The 16,659-nt window shown below is 67.4% G+C and carries 16 protein-coding genes; 7 read left to right on the top strand and 9 right to left on the bottom strand.

The genetic code is table 11. The annotated features are described in order from the left end of the window. Window positions 1–18: 18 nt before the first annotated feature. Genes OG876_RS27340 through OG876_RS27310 form a run of 7 tightly spaced genes read right to left on the bottom strand, consistent with a single transcriptional unit; the run spans window position 19 to window position 6,932 of the window. Window positions 19–1,044 (bottom strand): NAD(P)-dependent alcohol dehydrogenase, encoded by a 1,026-nt coding sequence (locus tag OG876_RS27340; protein ID WP_328519497.1) that lies wholly within the window; start codon window positions 1,042–1,044, stop codon window positions 19–21. Beyond that, complete coding sequence (locus OG876_RS27335) at window positions 1,041–1,766, bottom strand: iron-sulfur cluster assembly protein (RefSeq protein WP_328519496.1); 726 nt, start codon at window positions 1,764–1,766, stop codon at window positions 1,041–1,043. The genes OG876_RS27340 and OG876_RS27335 overlap by 4 nt, the downstream gene beginning before the upstream one ends. Then, complete coding sequence (locus OG876_RS27330) at window positions 1,763–2,782, bottom strand: amidohydrolase family protein (protein ID WP_328519495.1); 1,020 nt, start codon at window positions 2,780–2,782, stop codon at window positions 1,763–1,765. The genes OG876_RS27335 and OG876_RS27330 overlap by 4 nt, the downstream gene beginning before the upstream one ends. Window positions 2,783–2,788: 6 nt before the next feature. Then, window positions 2,789–3,124 carry a propane 2-monooxygenase effector subunit MimD gene (gene mimD, locus OG876_RS27325; protein WP_328526967.1) on the bottom strand — a complete coding sequence of 112 codons (336 nt, stop codon included), beginning with the start codon at window positions 3,122–3,124 and terminating at the stop codon, window positions 2,789–2,791. 2 nt (window positions 3,125–3,126) lie between these two features. Continuing rightward, window positions 3,127–4,224 carry an aromatic/alkene monooxygenase hydroxylase subunit beta gene (locus OG876_RS27320; protein WP_328519494.1) on the bottom strand — a complete coding sequence of 366 codons (1,098 nt, stop codon included), beginning with the start codon at window positions 4,222–4,224 and terminating at the stop codon, window positions 3,127–3,129. Window position 4,225: 1 nt separating this feature from the next. Further along, window positions 4,226–5,266 (bottom strand): FAD-binding oxidoreductase, encoded by a 1,041-nt coding sequence (locus OG876_RS27315; RefSeq protein WP_328519493.1) that lies wholly within the window; start codon window positions 5,264–5,266, stop codon window positions 4,226–4,228. 31 nt (window positions 5,267–5,297) lie between these two features. Next, window positions 5,298–6,932, bottom strand: coding sequence for a hypothetical protein (locus tag OG876_RS27310; RefSeq protein WP_328519492.1), 1,635 nt, complete (start codon window positions 6,930–6,932; stop codon window positions 5,298–5,300). Window positions 6,933–7,114: 182 nt separating this feature from the next. On the opposite strand from OG876_RS27310, the gene OG876_RS27305 reads away from it, so the two are divergent. From OG876_RS27305 to OG876_RS27285, 5 genes are all read left to right on the top strand, one after another. Then, complete coding sequence (locus OG876_RS27305; RefSeq protein ID WP_328519491.1) at window positions 7,115–8,806, top strand: sigma-54-dependent Fis family transcriptional regulator; 1,692 nt, start codon at window positions 7,115–7,117, stop codon at window positions 8,804–8,806. Window positions 8,807–8,959: 153 nt separating this feature from the next. Continuing rightward, the gene (locus tag OG876_RS27300) at window positions 8,960–9,721 is read left to right on the top strand and encodes an amino acid ABC transporter ATP-binding protein (RefSeq protein ID WP_328519490.1); all 762 of its coding nucleotides are present in this window, start codon (window positions 8,960–8,962) and stop codon (window positions 9,719–9,721) included. Between the two features lie 47 nt (window positions 9,722–9,768). Next, window positions 9,769–10,614, top strand: a complete 846-nt coding sequence (locus OG876_RS27295) for a glutamate ABC transporter substrate-binding protein (protein ID WP_328519489.1) — start codon at window positions 9,769–9,771, stop codon at window positions 10,612–10,614. An 80-nt stretch (window positions 10,615–10,694) separates the two neighbouring features. Further along, window positions 10,695–11,384: an amino acid ABC transporter permease gene (locus OG876_RS27290; protein ID WP_328519488.1), complete on the top strand. Its 690-nt coding sequence runs from the start codon at window positions 10,695–10,697 to the stop codon at window positions 11,382–11,384. Further along, complete coding sequence (locus OG876_RS27285) at window positions 11,381–12,280, top strand: amino acid ABC transporter permease (RefSeq protein WP_328519487.1); 900 nt, start codon at window positions 11,381–11,383, stop codon at window positions 12,278–12,280. The genes OG876_RS27290 and OG876_RS27285 overlap by 4 nt, the downstream gene beginning before the upstream one ends. A gap of 40 nt (window positions 12,281–12,320) precedes the next feature. On the opposite strand, the gene OG876_RS27280 is transcribed toward OG876_RS27285, so the two are convergent. Further along, on the bottom strand, window positions 12,321–13,610 hold the full coding sequence (locus OG876_RS27280) for an aspartate aminotransferase family protein (protein ID WP_328519486.1): 1,290 nt from the start codon (window positions 13,608–13,610) through the stop codon (window positions 12,321–12,323). Between the two features lie 72 nt (window positions 13,611–13,682). Here OG876_RS27280 and OG876_RS27275 point away from each other — a divergent pair, with 72 nt between their 5' ends. Beyond that, window positions 13,683–14,771: an LOG family protein gene (locus OG876_RS27275; protein ID WP_328526966.1), complete on the top strand. Its 1,089-nt coding sequence runs from the start codon at window positions 13,683–13,685 to the stop codon at window positions 14,769–14,771. A 31-nt stretch (window positions 14,772–14,802) separates the two neighbouring features. Beyond that, a complete protein-coding gene (locus OG876_RS27270; protein WP_328519485.1) occupies window positions 14,803–15,498 on the top strand; it encodes an alpha/beta fold hydrolase in 696 nt (231 codons plus the stop codon). On the opposite strand, the gene rlmN is transcribed toward OG876_RS27270, so the two are convergent. Beyond that, window positions 15,499–16,617: a 23S rRNA (adenine(2503)-C(2))-methyltransferase RlmN gene (rlmN, locus tag OG876_RS27265; RefSeq protein WP_328519484.1), complete on the bottom strand. Its 1,119-nt coding sequence runs from the start codon at window positions 16,615–16,617 to the stop codon at window positions 15,499–15,501. Window positions 16,618–16,659: the final 42 nt, after the last annotated feature.

The raw sequence follows: 16,659 nt of genomic DNA, 5'->3' as shown, positions 1-16,659 counted from the left end.
GGTCAGCCTCCTTACACGTCAGGGAATGAGGATCGCCCGGCCGCGGACCTTGCCGTGGTCGAGGTCGTCGAGGGCCTGCTGGAACTCGGCCAGCGGGTACTTCGTGGTGTGCAGCGCGACCTTGCCCTGGGCCGCGAGCTCCATCAGGTCCTGCAGGTCGTTGTAGGAGCCGACCAGGTTCCCGAGGAAGTTGATCTCGGTGGAGATGACGTCGATGGTCGGTACGTCGAGGTTCTCGCCGTACCCGACGACGTAGTAGTTGCCGGCCCGCCGCAGCATCGCGACCCCGTCAGCAGTGGCACCGCCCTCGCCGACGAAGTCGATCACCGCCTCCGCACCGGCGCCGCCGGTGAGCTCCCGGACCTGCTCGACCTGGGTGCCATCGGCAACGATTCCGTGATCGGCGCCGATCTCGACGGCCAGGTCGAGCGCGGCCTTGTTGCGGTCGACAACGACCACGGTCGCCGCCGAGATCGCCTTCATCACCTGGATCCCGATGTGCCCCAGCCCGCCCGCGCCGATCATCACGCAGACGTTGCCCGGCCTGAGCGCCCGCGCCGCCTTCGCCGCCGCGTGGTACGCGGTCAGCCCGGCATCCGCGAGCGCCGCGACATCGGCCGGCTCGAGCGCGTCGTCGATCTTGACGACACTCCGAGCGGTGGTGCGCAGATATTCGGCGTATCCACCGTCGGTGTCGATGCCCGGGAACGCCGAAGCCTCGCAGTGCACGTCGTCACCGGACCGGCAGGCCCGGCAGAGTCCGCAGGTGATCAGCGGATGCAGGATCACCTTGTCGCCGACCGCCACGTTGGTGACGGCGTCGCCGACCGCATGGACCCAGCCGGCGTTCTCGTGGCCGATCGTGTACGGGAGCCGTACGCCGCTCTTCTCCGCCCACTGCCCTTCCAGGATGTGAAGGTCGGTCCGGCAGACCCCCGCTCCCCCGATCCGGACGACGACGTCGAGCGGCCCGGTGATCTCCGGCTCCGGGATGTCAGTGAGCTGAAGCTTGGTGTGATAGCCGACTACTTGCACGGCTCTCATTTCGTCCTCCTCGTATTGGTGATCAGGCCGCCCGGCTCGTCGTCGTACCGGGTGGCCAGCAGGCCGCGGCAGAAATGCGCGTTGCCCTCGACGGAGATCCGGACCGCCTTCGCGAACCGCAGCCGCATCGGTATCGCCTCGGACGGCACCGGTACGCCGTCGTCGTCGACCAGCACCAGATCGTCCGGCCGGATGCCGAGTCCGATGTCGGTCCGCCGCCGGAGCAGTGCCTCCTTGTGCGGGCCACCGACCAGCTGGCCGAGGGTGAGCCCGGACAGCTGGTCGACGGTGGTACTGGTGGACCGGAGCAACGCCATCACGCACCGCTCCATCGCCGCGGCGTGCGCCTTGCGCTGGAAGATCCGCCGTAGCTCGTCCAGGTCCTGCTCGGCCTCGGATCCGAACGTGCCGACATAGCCCGCGTCCGCGGCCAGACCGGCGTTGATCTTGTCCGAGTCGTGGTGATCGTCGAGCAGTACCGTCACCGTGCCCACCTCCGGCACCCGACGCAGGGCGTCGACCGCGTCGGATGCCATCAGGTAGGCGAAGTTGGGCGCGCAGAACGAGGTCGGCAACCGGAGATGGACGGTCACACCGGCGTCGTCGATCCGGACCGACCGGACGAAGCCCAGCTCCGTGATCGGCTGGTCCAGCTCGGGGTCGACGACGGTCGCGAGCGCCGCCGCGACGCCGGCCTCCAGCGACACCGCGACCGTGATCATGACGCCACGGCTTCTTCCCGCGATCCGGCGTCAGCGGGAAGCCGGAGCCCCTCGGGTACGTCGAGGTCGTACAGGCCGGCCGCGTTCAGCCCGAGGATCTTCTTCTTCTGCTCGACGGTCAGTGGCGCGTACTCGGTCAGGTCCGCCGGGATCTGGAAGTCGACGAACTTCTCCACCAGCCACTTCGGCGTCCAGAGCGCGTAGTCCGACGAGAAGAGGATCCGGTCCTCGCCGATCCAGTAGAGCAGCTCCCCGATGATCTGCGCGAAGTACTTCGGCCGGGTGTGGATGAACGGCATCGCCACCGCCAGACCGCCGTACACGTTGGGCTCCTGGGTGGCGATCCAGCAGAAGTCCTCCAGCCGGGGCAGGCCGACGTGCTCGACGATGAAGTTCAGGTCGGTGTAGTCGGTCGCCACCTGGTCGATGTCCGCGACGTCGAACGCGTCCCGGTCCAGCGGCCGGATGGTGGGGCCCTTGTGCACGTGGATGTTCTTGATCCCGAGCTTCAGGCACTCCTCGAGATAGCGGCGCGACCACGGGCTGTCGAGCTTGTAGCCGCGGGAGTCGCCGTGCCACTCGGCGGTGTAGAGCTTGACGCCCTTCAGCCCCATCCGGTCGGCGTCCTTGCGGAGCTGCTCGAGGCCGGCCTCCTCGTGGCGCGGGTCCCACGCGTGGTTGTAGGTGAGCTTGCCGGGGTTCGCCCGGGTCAGCGCGAGGGCGTCCTCGGTCTGGCCGAAACCCCGCTTGTAGAAGTCGTTCAGGATGGCCGGCTGGAAGATCGCGTGGTCGACGTACCCGTCCTCGAACAGGTCCTTCAGCAGGCGCTGGCCGCCGTAGTACGTGTAGGTGTCGTAGTCCCAGACGACCTCTTCGGGGCTGAGGTTCTTGTGGTAGTCGTAGAAGCAGTCGATGAACTGCTTGCCGTGGATGTTGCGCTGGTTCTCCGCCCGGGCGTCCCACAGCGCGATGTGGGCGTCGACGATGTAGAACTTCTCACCGTTCTTCTCGTACATGCGGCCTCACTTCGTGGTGAGGTCGAAACCGATGTACTCGGCGGCGTCCTCGGGGCTGGCGAACAGGATGGTCTTGTCGTCGAGGTGCACCATCCGGCCGTAGTGCGTGGAGGAGATCTCCTCGAACACCGAGCCGTCGAACTCCATCCCGAGCGCGTCGGACAGTTCGGCGTAGTCGAAGTCGAGCAACCCGGTGCCGTCGACGCGGATCATCGACGGGTACTCGGTCAGCTCGACGCCGTCCTTGGCGCCCATCACCTGGGCGACGACGCGGCCGATCGGCGTGTTCATCAGGGTCACACCGGTCTTGTTGGAGAACTCGGCGGCAGATCCGAACTGCATGCTCACTGGTCCAGCTCCTTCGGAGTGTCGAGCCCGAGATCCTCGAGCAGGGAACGGAACTTCTGCTTGGCCGCGTCCAGGCTGTCCGCGAACGTGACCGACTTGTCGGCCGGCTGCGACCAGATCGGCTGCAGCGCGTGCGCGGCGTCGAGGCAGCGCGGCACCCAGGTCGCGAGCCACTCGCCGAACAGCACCTTGTTGCTCTCGCCGAACTCGGCGTCCCGGGTCAGCAGCCGGAACAGGTTGCGGCTGTAGCCGAGGTCGCGGTCATAGTCGTGCTCGCCGGTGCCGACGATGGTCGGCGTGATGTAGTCGCCGTTGCGGGCCGCGATCTGCATCACCAGCTCGGTGCGGAACAGCGACCCGACCAGCTGCTCGAACACGATGTTGGTGGCGAACAGCAGCTCGCACCAGTCGCCGACGGCGGTCAGCCGCTCGACCACCTCACGCGTCGGCTGCCACTCCGGCGCGCTCTTCCAGACCTCCTTGTGGGCCGCGCCGTCGAACGGTACGTCGGCCTCGGACAGGTCGAGGTTGAACAGGGCGAGGTCCTGGGCAAACCGCATCTTGTGGGCGGCGTTGACGGCCACTGCGGTGTTGATCATGTTGGTCGGACCGGACCGCTGGATGCTCGTGAACACGTGCAGGGCGAGACCGTTCTCGGCGTGCATCCAGGCGCCGAGATTGCGCTCGACGAACTTCAGCCAGGCCGGGTTCCAGGCGTCGTACGCCCGGGCCCGCTTGGCGTTCTGCAGGCCGAGGTCGACCTGCCGGACGACCGCGGAGTTGTTCCGGTAGATCGTCTGGTTCCACTCCTCGTTCGGGTCGAGGAAGGCGTGCCAGTTCGAGGACTTCGCGGCGGTCCACTCCTTCGGGTAGCCGCCGGGACCGTCGCCGAAGCCGTAGATCCAGCCCTGGCTCAGGTGCCGCTCCGGGTCCGGCTGCACGTCGACCGTGACGTCCTCGTACATCGTCGCGCGCAGCTTGGCCGGCTTGTAGTAGTTGTACGACCGGCTCTGCGAGCTGGGGAACTCCAGCGCGCCGGCCTCGGAGTCGGTGAACTCGATCTTCGGGAAGCTGCGTTGCTTGGTTTCTGTCATCTCAGACTCCATCGGTAGTCGCTGGGCTGGTGAACTTGTCGTAGAAGACCTGGTCCTTCGGCACGTTGCTTGCCTCCAGCAACGCCAGGGCGGCGTCGACCATCGGGGGTGGCCCGCACAGGTAGACCTCGCTGCGGTGCAGCTCGGCCTCCCGCCGTTCGACGATCTCCGTGACGTTGCCTTCCTCGACCTTCAGCCCGTCCGCGTCCTGAGCCGACTCGGACAGGCAGGCGACGAACTCGAAGCCGGTGAGCTCCGCACCGAGTTCCTTGATCGCCTCGAGGTAGAACAGGTCGGCCGCCGTACGAGCGCCGTAGTAGAAGCGGACCGGACGCGTGCTGCCGGTCTCCCGCAGGTGCCGCAGGATGGACAGGATGGGAGCCATCCCGGCCCCGCCGGCCACGCACACGACCGGCAGCACATGGCCGTCCTTCAGGGTCGACGAGCCGTACGGCCCGGTCAGCGACAGTTCGTCGCCGACCGCGAGCTCGCCGTCGAGCAGGGCCGAGAACTGGCCGCCCGGGTACTTCTTGATCAGGAACTCGAGCTCGTCCGGCGTCGACTGGGTGGTCGCCATCGAGAACGAGCGGTGGTCGTCGGTGCCGGGAATGGTGATGTCGACGTACTGACCCGGCCTGAACTCGAACGCCTGCTCCGTCTTCAGCCGGAGCGAGACGATGTCGCGGGTGACCGGTTCGATCGCCAGGACCCGGGCGGTCACGGTCTGGATCGGAACGCCGCCGAGCAACTCGTCCTCGTCGTAGTTGAGCAGCTCGATCGTGCAGTCGCTGAAGGCGTGCGCCCGGCAGAGCAGCACGTAGCCCTCGGCCACCTCGGCGTCGTTGCATGCGAAGGTGGAGTAGCGCTCCATCTGCAGGTCACCGTCCAGGACGTACGACTTGCAGGCGGAGCACTGCCCCTCCTTGCAGCCGTGCATCAGGTGGATGCCCTGCCGGAACGCCGCGTCGAGGATCTTGTCGTCCTCGGTGACGTCCATCTCGATGTCGACCGGTTCGAAGCGGATCCGGTGGGTGTCGGCCATGTCGGCCTCCTCCTGATGCTCGGTGGGGTCTTCAGGCCGCCGTGGTCCCGTTCGCCTTGTACGCCGCCACATGGGCTTCGCGCTCGGCGTCGGACATCTCGTTCAGCAGCACGTTCGGGCTCATGAACGTGTTGCCGCGGACGTCGTCGAGGGTCCACATCTTCTTCGGGTCGTCCAGGTCCAGGTGCGGCTGGCCGATCAGCGTCTTGCCGTCGTCACGCACGTACCCGAGGTCCTGGACGATGTCGGCCAGGTCCTTGTTGTGATGCAGGGTCTCCCACTCACGGAAGCCGGTCAGGCGTCCCATGTTGGGGGTCGGGCGGCCGTCGTACTCGCCGCGGAAGGCGACCGCGTCGGTCCAGTAGCAGGTCTCCGAGCAGTACGTGCGCCACTGGTCGTCGACCTTCTCGACCACCATGTCCTCGCGGATCAGCGCCGGCACCATGCAGGTCCAGCAGCGGTGCGGGTACTGGTACCCGACCTCCTCGAAGGCGATCGGCTTGTTCTTGCCGGGGTAGGCGAGCCGGTTGTAGTTCTCCCACCACTTGCCGTACTTCGAGTACCAGCCTGGGTACTTCTCCTCGAACCACTCGAAGTCCTTGTCGGTCATCGCGTCGATCCGCCAGTAGTTCACCGGCCAGCCGGTGGCGAAGAACCGCGCGACCTCGTGCACGTAGCCCTTGTCGACGATCCGCTTCCAGGCCTCCTCGACCAGGTCGTGCGGAATCGTGAGCCCGTACTTCTCCAGCGGCAGCAGGTAGCTGCGGTAGTAGTCGTCGTAGATCCACCGGCGCCACATCTCCGCATAGCTCTCCCGGTCCTTGCGGCGGTCCTTCGTGCCGTACTCGATGAAGGTCCCGATCGCCGCGTCCACGACGCAGTGGTTGTTCCACCATGCGTAGCGCAGGTCGCGCTCGAGCAGCGGCCGGTTGCGCTCGTCGGCGAGTGCCATCAGCAGGATCGAGTAGCCGTTGCTGATGTGCCGCGACTCGTCGGACTGGACCGAGTGGAAGACGGTCGGCAGCAGGTAGTCGCCGTTGGCCGCGGCCTCGTCCGGCATCGCGACGAAGAGCGTGTTGGTGAACGCGGTCTCCGCGACCACGGTCAGGTAGATGTTCGCGGCGGTGATCGCGTCACCGGTGATGAACCCCTCGCCGAACTGCCGGCCGATGGTGCCCGCGTAGTTGTTCGCGAACGCCTTCTCGGTCATGTCGAACCCGGCCGGGTCGATGTAGTTGTTCATGTACAGGCGCTTGAGGTTCATCTGGATCGTCGAGTGCCTGACCTCGTCGATCATCTGCACCGCGAGCCCGTTGTGGATCTCCGGGTTCGGTACGGCGTCGATCGCCATCGGCATCGCCCGGGCGGCGGAGATCTCCGGGAACGGGATGATCGACAGGAACAGCTTCTGCCACTCCAGCCAGCGCTGCTGCACCTGGCGGAACATGTTGCCGCGGATGGCGCCGTCCATGGCGCCGTACACGCGGTTGTCCTTCTCCTCCTCCATCGGGAAGTAGGACCGCATGATCTGCTTCAGCGGGTCCTTCTTCGGCGCCTTCTCGAACGTGTAGTCGGTGCCGAACCGGGTCGCCGGGGTCGCGAAGGTCGGTTCCCACGACAGCTCGGTGATCTTGGCGTGCGCCTTGGTGAGACTCTGCCTACTCAATGTCTGCCTCCATGATCGGGAGCCGGCTCTCGGCCCGGCTCCTGCGGTACGGCGGGCTGCGTTAAGAAGGGATGAAAGCCGTCCGGGGACCGCGTCCGTGTCTCAATGTGAGATGGCGGTCACACAGCGGGCGGCTACCGTGGTGGGAACTCCGCTGGTGACGGACGTGAAGGAGGCGACCCATGGGCGCTGCACAGCCGGTCCGGGATCCGATCCGGGTCTCATGGGAGCGTTCACACGCGTCCCAGGTGGACATCGACCGCCCCGCCCCGAAGTACTTCGACCGGATCGACCGCGAGACCACGCTGATGCGGGCAGCCCGGCCGGTCATCGACGCGCTGTCGTCGGAGCTCACCAACGAGCCGGTCTGCATCATCCTGACCGACGCGAAGGGCGTCGTCCTCGACCGCCGCGGCGGCGACCCGTCCCTGCTGCGCCGGCTGGACTCCGTCGACCTCGCGCCCGGATTCCAGTACGCCGAGTCCGAGGTCGGGACCAACGGGATCGGTACGGCGCTCGAGGTGGGCGGACCGATCCTGATTCACGGGCCCGAGCACTACAACGACAAGCTGCGGATGTTCTCCTGCGCCGGGGCGCCGATCACCCATCCGGTCACCGGCGGCCTGCTCGGCGTACTGGACATCACCACCCAGGCCCGGAACTCGAACTCGATCCTGCTGTCGTTCGCCAAGCTCGCGGCCCGCCGTATCCACGAACGGGTCGTCGAGGAGGCGAACGCGCTCGACCACGCGCTGCTGAGCGACTACTACGCCGCCTGCCGGCACAGCGGCGGCCCGGTGCTCGCGCTCGGCGACGAGGTGTTCATGATGAACGCCTACGCACAGGCGCGGTTCGACGCCGTCGACCAGGCGGCGCTGATCGACCGGACCCGGGACGCGCGGGGTGGCACGAAGCCGCTGGTGATCCTGACCGACCTGCCCAGCGGGACGACCGCCCGGCTGGCCTACCGGCCGACCTTCCTCGGCGACACCCTGGCCGGCGGCGTCATCCAGATCAAGGAGCAACGGCCACCGGCCCGCAGTCAGCAACCCGCCCGTGCCCCGCTGGTTCCTGGCACGACCGGGTCCAGCGCGGTCTGGCAGCACGTCACCCAGGAGATGCTGGACGCGTGCCGCCGGTCCGAGTGGCTGATCGCCGACGGCGAACCGGGAGCGGGCAAGCTGTCCCTGCTGCGCGCGGTCCGCCGGCACGTGTCCCCCGATCGGCGGCTGGCCGTTCTCGATCCCGCGGTGACCGGCGACGACCTGCCGGCCGAGGCCCGAGCCGAGCTGGAATCCGGTTCCGACCTGATCATCCGGCGGGCCAACCTCTTGACCGGCGAGGTCCTCTACGGCCTCACCGACGTACTGCAGAACGTTCGCGACGGCGCGATCGCCGGGGACGCCTGGGTCGCGCTCACCCTGCCGGCGGACCGGTCCGAGATCGCCGACCAACTGCTGGCGTTCTTCCCCCGGACCGTCGAAGTACCTCCGCTACGGCACCATCTCGAAGACATTCCGGCGCTGGTCCGATCGCTGCTGGCCAAGTCCGGCGTCAGCGACCTCACCTTCTCCACCACGACGATGAACCAGTTGATGCGGCTGCCGTGGGCGGGCAACATCACTCACCTACGCGCCGTACTCACGGCGGTCGCCAGGCGACGCCGGTCCGGCGTGGTCGAGCTGGCCGACCTGCCACCCGAGTGCCGGGCCACGACCCGTCGGCAGTTGACGCCGATCGAGGCGCTGGAGCGGGACGCGATCGTCGACGCGCTGTCGATGTACGACGGCGACAAGCAGGCCGCGGCGGCCGCGCTGGGGATGTCGCGGGCGACCATCTACCGCAAGATTCGCGACTACGGAATCGTCACCTGACGGGTCCCGCCTGACCGGTTCACATCGGGCAGTAATACAGGTGGACAGCCTGTGAGTCCTCGATCACAGTACGCGCCGGTTATTGCAGATCGTTACCACCGTGGAACCGCCCAGCGCTGCGACCGAACCCTAGGCTCCGCTAGGTTCTGGGCCATGAGCGATTCCGGTACCTTGACGAAAACCGGTCTGGTCGCGCTGACCGGGGTCAACAAACATTTCGGCGAGCTGCACGTCCTGAAGGACATCAACCTGTCCATCGTCAAGGGCGAGGTCGTCGTGGTGATCGGTCCGTCCGGGTCCGGAAAGTCCACGCTCTGCCGCGCGATCAACCGGCTGGAACCGATCGACGACGGCAGCATCACACTCGACGGGCAGCCGCTGCCCAGCGAGGGCAAGGCCCTGGCCAAGCTGCGCGCCGACGTCGGCATGGTGTTCCAGTCGTTCAACCTGTTCGCGCACAAGACGATCCTGCAGAACGTCACCCTCGGTCCCACGAAGGTGCGCGGTCTGTCCAAGGCCGAGGCGGACGAGAAGGCCCGCGGTCTGCTCGACCGCGTCGGCGTCACCGCCCAGGCCGACAAGTATCCGGCGCAGCTGTCCGGTGGCCAGCAGCAACGGGTGGCGATCGCCCGCGCCCTGGCGATGGATCCCAAGGTGATGCTGTTCGACGAGCCGACCTCGGCCCTGGACCCGGAGATGATCAAAGAGGTCCTCGACGTGATGGTCGACCTGGCCGGCCAGAGCATGACGATGGTCGTGGTCACCCACGAGATGGGCTTCGCCCGCCGGGCGGCCAACCGGGTCGTCTTCATGGCCGACGGTCAGATCGTCGAGGAAGCCGAGCCGGAGAAGTTCTTCACCGATCCGCAGACCAAGCGGGCGCAGGACTTCCTCTCGAAGATCCTCACCCACTGACCGTTCGCGCCGTTCCCAGCAGTACCGATACATACGGAGGAAATGACATGCGACAGCGAATCATCGCTGCCCTCGGCATCGCGGGCTTGGCCGCGACCGGACTGGTCGCTTGCGGCGACGACTCGGGCTCCGACTCGGTCGCGGGCTCCAGCGGTGGCGAGAAGGTCACCATCGGTATCAAGTTCGACCAGCCCGGTATCGGCCTGAAGGAAGGCGCGAACTACACCGGCATGGACGTCGACGTCGCGAAGTACGTCGCCAAGGAGCTCGGCTACAACGAGGACATCACGTTCAAGGAGTCCCCGTCGGCCCAGCGCGAGACGCTGCTGGCCAACGGCCAGGTCAAGATGATCTTCGCGAGCTACTCGATCACCGACAAGCGCAAGGAGAAGGTGTCCTTCGCCGGTCCGTACCTGACCGCCGGCCAGGACCTGCTGGTCAAGGCCGACAACACCGATATCACCGGTCCGGAGACGCTGAACGGCAAGAAGCTGTGCTCGGTGACCGGCTCGACCTCGGCGCAGAAGGTCAAGGACAAGTTCGCTAAGACCGTGCAGCTGCAGGAGTACGACACCTACTCCAAGTGCGTGGAGGCGCTCGGCGCCGGCGCGATCGACGCGGTGACCACCGACAACACCATCCTGGCCGGCTACGCCTCGCAGGCGGCCAACCAGGGCAAGTTCAAGGTGGTCGGCAAGACGTTCTCGACCGAGCGGTACGGCGTCGGCCTGAAGAAGGGCGACACCGAGACCTGCACCAAGGTCAACGACGCGCTGAAGAAGATGGTCGACTCCGGCGAGTGGCAGAAGGCCTTCGACAAGAACCTGGGGTCGTCCGGGCTGAAGCTCGACCCGGCGACGAACCCGCCGAAGACCTTCGACGCCTGCGCCTGATCTGACATCGCCGGGGAGAGGCCGCTCGCGCGGTCTCTCCCCGGCGTGCTGATCTCCACCTCGTTCCCAGCTGGAGAAACATGGACGTGATTTCGGAGTTCTTCGTCGAGTACGACGGTCTGCAAGCCTTCCGGACGACCATCTACCTCACGCTGCTGTCGGCGTTCTTCGCTCTCGTGATCGGCACCGTGGTGGCGGTGATGCGGGTCTCCCCGGTCCGGGTGCTGCAGGTGATCGGCTCCGCCTACGTGAACATCGTCCGGAACACCCCGCTGACCCTGGTCATCGTGTTCTGCAACCTCGGGCTGTTCCTGCAGCTGGGCGTCTCGCTGGCGAACAAGGACTCGAACACCTTCATCACCGACAACAACTTCCGGCTCGCCGTCCTCGGCCTGTCGGTCTACCACGCGTCGTTCGTGGCCGAGGCGATCCGCAGCGGCGTGAACACCGTGCCTCTCGGCCAGGCCGAAGCGGCCCGGGCGATCGGCCTGCCGTTCCTGAAGACGCTGCGGTACGTCGTCCTCCCGCAGGCGTTCCGCGGTGCGATCGCCCCACTGGGCAACGTGCTGATCGCGCTGACCAAGAACTCTACGGTCGCCTCCGTGATCGGCGTGACCGAGGCCTCCGCGGTGATGAAGGTGATGATGGAGAACCGGCCCGACGTGATCTTCGTGGTCTTCGGCATCTTCGCGGTCGGCTTCGTCATCCTGACGCTGCCGGTCGGCGTGCTGTTCACCTCGATGTCCAAGCGGCTGGCGGTGAAGCGATGAGCAACAGCAGCGTTCTGTTCGACGCGCCCGGCCCGCGGGCCAAGCGCCTGTACACCGCCGTCGGCGTGGGCAGCATCGTCGTGCTGCTCCTGGTGTTGTGGTTCGTCCTCGCCAAGTTCAACGAGAAGGGGCAGCTCACCGCGGCGAAGTGGAAGCCGTTCCTGACCGGCGAGATCTGGACCCAGTACCTGATCCCCGGCCTGATCGGCACGCTCACCGCGGCCGCCATCTCGGTCGTCCTGGCGCTGGTCTTCGGGACCCTGCTGGGGATCGGAAGGCTCTCGCTCGCGGCGTGGATCCGGTGGCCCTGCAGCGTGATCGTCGAGTTCTTCCGCTCGGTGCCGGTGCTGCTGATGATGCTGTTCACCTACGCCCTGTACGCCAACTACGAGGTGGTCCCGCCGGATCGGCTAGCCCTGGCCGCGGTCGTCACCGGCCTCACGCTGTACAACGGCGCGGTGGTCGCCGAACTCGTCCGGTCCGGCGTCTACTCGCTGCCGAAGGGGCAGGAAGAGGCGGCGAAGGCGATCGGCCTGACCAGCGGGCAGACGATGCGGCTGATCCTGTTGCCGCAGGCAATCACCGCGATGCTGCCCGCTATCGTCGGCCAGCTGGTGGTGATCCTGAAGGACACCGCGCTCGGCTACATCATCACGTACGAGGAACTGCTCCGGAAGGCGGAGCAGATCGGCAACTACAAGTCGAACCTGCTTCCGGCGTTGATCGTCGTCGGCGCGATCTTCGTGATCCTGAACTATCTGCTCGGCCGGCTCGCCCAGTGGGTCGAGGGCCTGACGCGCCGCCGCGGCCGCTCCGCCGGCGGCCCCATCGCCCCCGACCAGATCGACCAAGCCGCCGTCGCCAGGGCGGCAGCCGGAGCCATCCCCACGATCTGACCGGAGAAGAGCCCCTCCCTCGGGAGGGGCTCTTCTCGGGTCAGCGGAGGGTGTTGAAGGAGTCCCGGATGATCTCCAGGGCCTCGGCGGTCTCGTCTTCGGTCAGGGTCATCGGCGGCGCCATCCGCAGGACGTTGCCGTAGAGGCCGCCCTTGCCGACCAGGAGGCCGCGGTTCTTGGTCTCCTGCTGGAGTTTGGCGGTCGTGGCGGCGTCGGGGCTGTTGTCGTCCGGCTTCACGATCTCGGCGGCCAGCATCAGGCCCTTGCCGCGGACGTCGCCGAGCTCGGGGAACTCCTCGGAGATGCCGCGCAGTCCGTCGGTCAGCTGGGCGCCGCGCTTGGCCGCGTTCGCCTGCAGGTCGTGGTCGAGCAGGTAGTCGATGGTCGCCTTCGCCGCGCTGGTCGAGATCGGGTTGCCGCCGAACGTGGACAGCGAGTTCGCCTTGATGCTGTCCATCAGGTCGGGCCGGGCGACCACGCCGCCGATCGCGAACCCGTTGCCGAGTCCCTTCGCGAACGTCATCGCGTCCGGTACGACGTCGTGCGCCTGGATCCCCCAGAAGTGCTCACCGGTCCGCCCCCACCCGGTCTGCACCTCGTCGGAGATGAAGAGGATCCCGAACTCGTCGAGCACCTCCTTGAAGGCGCCGTACAAGCCGTCCGGGGGTGACGAGAACCCGCCGACGCCCTGGATCGGCTCGGTGATCAGACAGGCGACGTCGCCGGCGGTGGTGGTCTCGATGACGTTGCGCAGGTCGTCGACGCAGACCTTGATGTAGTCCGCGTCGGGCAGGTCGCGGAACGGGCTGCGGTACCGGTACGCGCCCTGGACGTACTGCACGTTGACCGGGGACAGGCTGCTCGCGGACCAGCCGCGGTTGCCGGTGATCGCGACGGTCCCGAAGGCGCGGCCGTGGTAGGAGTTCCGCATCGCCAGCACCTGGTTGGAGCGGCGGTTCTGGGTGGCGAGCAGCAGCGCCGTCTCGTTCGCCTCGGTGCCGGAGTTGGCGAAGAAGACCTTGGCGTTCGGGATGCCGGACAGCTCGGCGATCTGCTCGGCCAGCTCGATCTGCTTGCGGATCAGGTACACCGTCGAGGTGTGAGCGATCCCGCTGCCGAGCTGCTCGCGCACCGCGTCGGAGATCTCCGCGATGTCGTACCCGATCGCATTGGTCAGGATGCCGGCGAAGAAGTCGAGGTAGGTGGCGCCCTCACCGTCGGTGACCCGGCGGCCCGAACCCTCCACGATCTCGATCGGCTCCTCGTAGTACAACGCGAGCCAGTCCGGCATGACGGCCTTGTGACGCTCCCAGAGCTCCGCATGTGTCATGCCTAAGCATTACCTCATCGCGCCGCTTGCTCATAGTGGGCACCTATGGCCGTTAGGGTGCTCTGCGTGACAATGCCGAGCATTCCGCATGTGGACATCGAGTCCCTGGAGCACTTCGACCGGATCGTCGCTGCCGGGGCCACCTCGATGGACGGGTGGCGGGTGCAGTCGGTAGACCTGACCGGCCGGACGGCCGAACTGCTCGGCCTGCGCCCGATGGGCGCCCTGTTCCTCGGCTGTCTGCTGGAGGAGAAGGCGGACAGCTGGATCCGCGACGGCGGCGGACTCGTCTTTCCGGCGATCCCGTCCCTCCCCTTCGACGCGTATCGCGGCACGCTGTACGACGCCGACGAGCTGTACGCCGGCCTCGAGCACGGGTACGACGCCACACCGGACGCCCGGATCTACGCGTGGTCCCGGCAGCACGACGAGAAGGGCGACACCAGCCGGACCCTCGCCGCGGCCCTCCACGACCACGCCATCGGCGATGCGGTCGACGATCTGCTCGGCAACGAGCGCTGGGTGGGTGTGATGGGCGGCCACGGCGTACTCCGGAGCGACGACAGCTATCGAGCCGCTGTGCTCCTCGGTCGTACGCTCGCCCGCCGCAAGCGCATGGTGGTCACCGGCGGCGGCCCTGGTGCAATGGAGGCCGCCAACCTCGGTGCGTCACTCTCCGAATACGACGACGCCGCCATCGAGCGTGCACTCGCCGGACTAGCGCGCGTACCGTCGTTCAAACCGTCTGTGGCCGCGTGGGCTGCCGCGGGTCTCGCCGTACGGCGTGAGTTCCCGGGCGACGGTGGTGTGTCCGTCCCGACGTGGTTCTACGGCCACGAGCCGCCGAACGTGTTCGCGTCGGCCATCGCGAAGTACTTCTCCAACGCGCAGCGTGAGGACGTCCTGCTCAGCCGGGCACGTGGCGGCATCATCTACCTGCCTGGCGCGGCCGGCACCGTACAGGAGGTCTTCCAGGCCGTCACACCGAACTACTACGGCGACCCGGCGACCCAGATCCCCCTCATCCTCGTCGGCATCGACCATTGGACCGTGAAGCTCCCCGTGTGGCCCCTACTGCAGTCGCTGTCTGCTGACCGGCCGATGGCCCGATCCATCCGGCTCGTCGACACCATCGACGAGGCCGCCAGGCTGGTCAGCTGAACTGTCGGTGGCGTCATCTACGGTGCGCTGCATGACGAACTTCGTGTTGGTGCCGGGGGCGTGGCTCGGGGCGTGGGCGTGGGACGACGTGGCCGCGGCGCTGCGTGCGGAAGGGCACGGGGTCTACCCGGTGACGCTGAGTGGGGTGGCCGAGCGGCATGGTCCGGACGCCGGTCAGCAGGAGCATGTCGACGACATCGTGGCGGTGATCGAGGACAACGACCTGCAGGACGTCGTACTCGCGGGCCACAGCTACTCCGGGATCCCGGCCGGTCAGGCGGCCGGGCGGATCGGCGATCGGCTGCGGCGAGTGGTGTACGTCGACTCGAACATCCCCACCGACGGGAAGTCGTTCCTCGACGGCTGGTCCGAGGAGGGGCAGGCGTGGGTGCGGGGGCAACTGGAGGAGTCCGGCGGCTACTGGCCACCATTGACGGCTGAGGACTACGTCGGCCAGGACCTCTCCGACGAGAGCGTCGCCTTGATCGTCTCCCGCAGTACCCCGCACCCCGGCCGGTCGATCTCCGAGCCGGCTCAGCTGGCCCGCCCGATCGGCGAGCTCCCCACGACCTACATCAAGTGCCTGATGGACGGCGCCACGCCGTCGTCCGACGTCGCCGAGCAACTCACGTCGCCGTCCTGGGAGCTCGTGGAACTACCCACCGGACATTGGCCGATGTTCTCCCAACCCACAGCGCTGGCGAAGGTCCTCAACAACCTCGCGTGATCACTTGTTGGCGGCTGCGAGCTGGCCGCAGGCGCCGTCGATCTCCTGGCCGCGGGTGTCGCGGACGGTGGTGGGGATGCCGCCGGCCTCGAGGCGGCGGACGAACTCGCGCTCGTCGGCCGGGTCGGAGGCGGTCCACTTGGAACCGGGGGTCGGGTTGAGCGGGATCAGGTTGACGTGCACCCAGCCCCAGTCGCCGCGGGCCCGCAGCTTCTCCGCCAGCAGGTCGGCCCGCCAGGCGTGGTCGTTGATGTCGCGGATCATCGCGTACTCGATCGACACCCGGCGCTTGGTCTGCCGCGCGTACGCCCAGGCGGCGTCGAGCACCTCGTCGACCTTCCAGCGGTTGTTGATCGGCACGAGCTCGTCCCGCAGCTCGTCGTCCGGCGCGTGCAGCGACAGCGCGAGCGTGACCGGGATCCCCTCGGTCGCGAGCTGGTTGATCCGCGGCACCAGTCCGACCGTCGACACGGTCACACCACGTGCCGAGATCCCGAGGCCCTCCGGCGACGGATCGGTGAACCGCCGCACCGCGCCGATCACGGCCTTGTAGTTGGCCATCGGCTCGCCCATGCCCATGAACACGATGTTGTTGACGCGCCCCGGCCCGCCGGCGATCTCACCGCGGGACAGCGCCCGCGCACCGTCGACGACCTGCTCGACGATCTCGGCCGTGGTCATGTTGCGCGTCAGTCCGGCCTGGCCGGTCGCACAGAACGGGCACGCCATCCCGCACCCGGCCTGCGAGGACACGCACATGGTGGTGCGACCCGGATACCGCATCAGGACGGACTCGACCAGCGAACCGTCGAGCAGCTTCCACAGCGTCTTGCGGGTCTCCCCGTTGTCGCACTCCAGGTCGCGCACCCGGGTCAGCAGCGGCGGCATCAGCTCCGCGACCAGCTTGTCGCGGGTCGCGGCCGGCAGGTCGGTCATCTCGGCCGGGTCGGACACCAGCCGGGAGAAGTAGTGGTTCGACAGCTGCTTGGCCCGGAATGCGGGCTCTCCCAGCGCGGCGACCGCCGTACGCCGCTCCTCCCCGGTGAGGTCGGCCAGATGCCGCGGCGGCTTCTTGGCACGGCGCGGCTCATCGAAGACAAGAGGAAGGGAGGTAGTCATAACGTCCTCGATTGTCCCTTGCCGCCGACCACATTCACAAAT

The sequence above is a fragment of the Kribbella sp. NBC_00359 genome (genome assembly GCF_036097425.1).
GTDB lineage: Bacteria > Actinomycetota > Actinomycetes > Propionibacteriales > Kribbellaceae > Kribbella.
The sequence above is the reverse complement of the archived record's forward strand: the minus strand, read 5'-3'. Positions and strand labels throughout refer to the sequence as shown.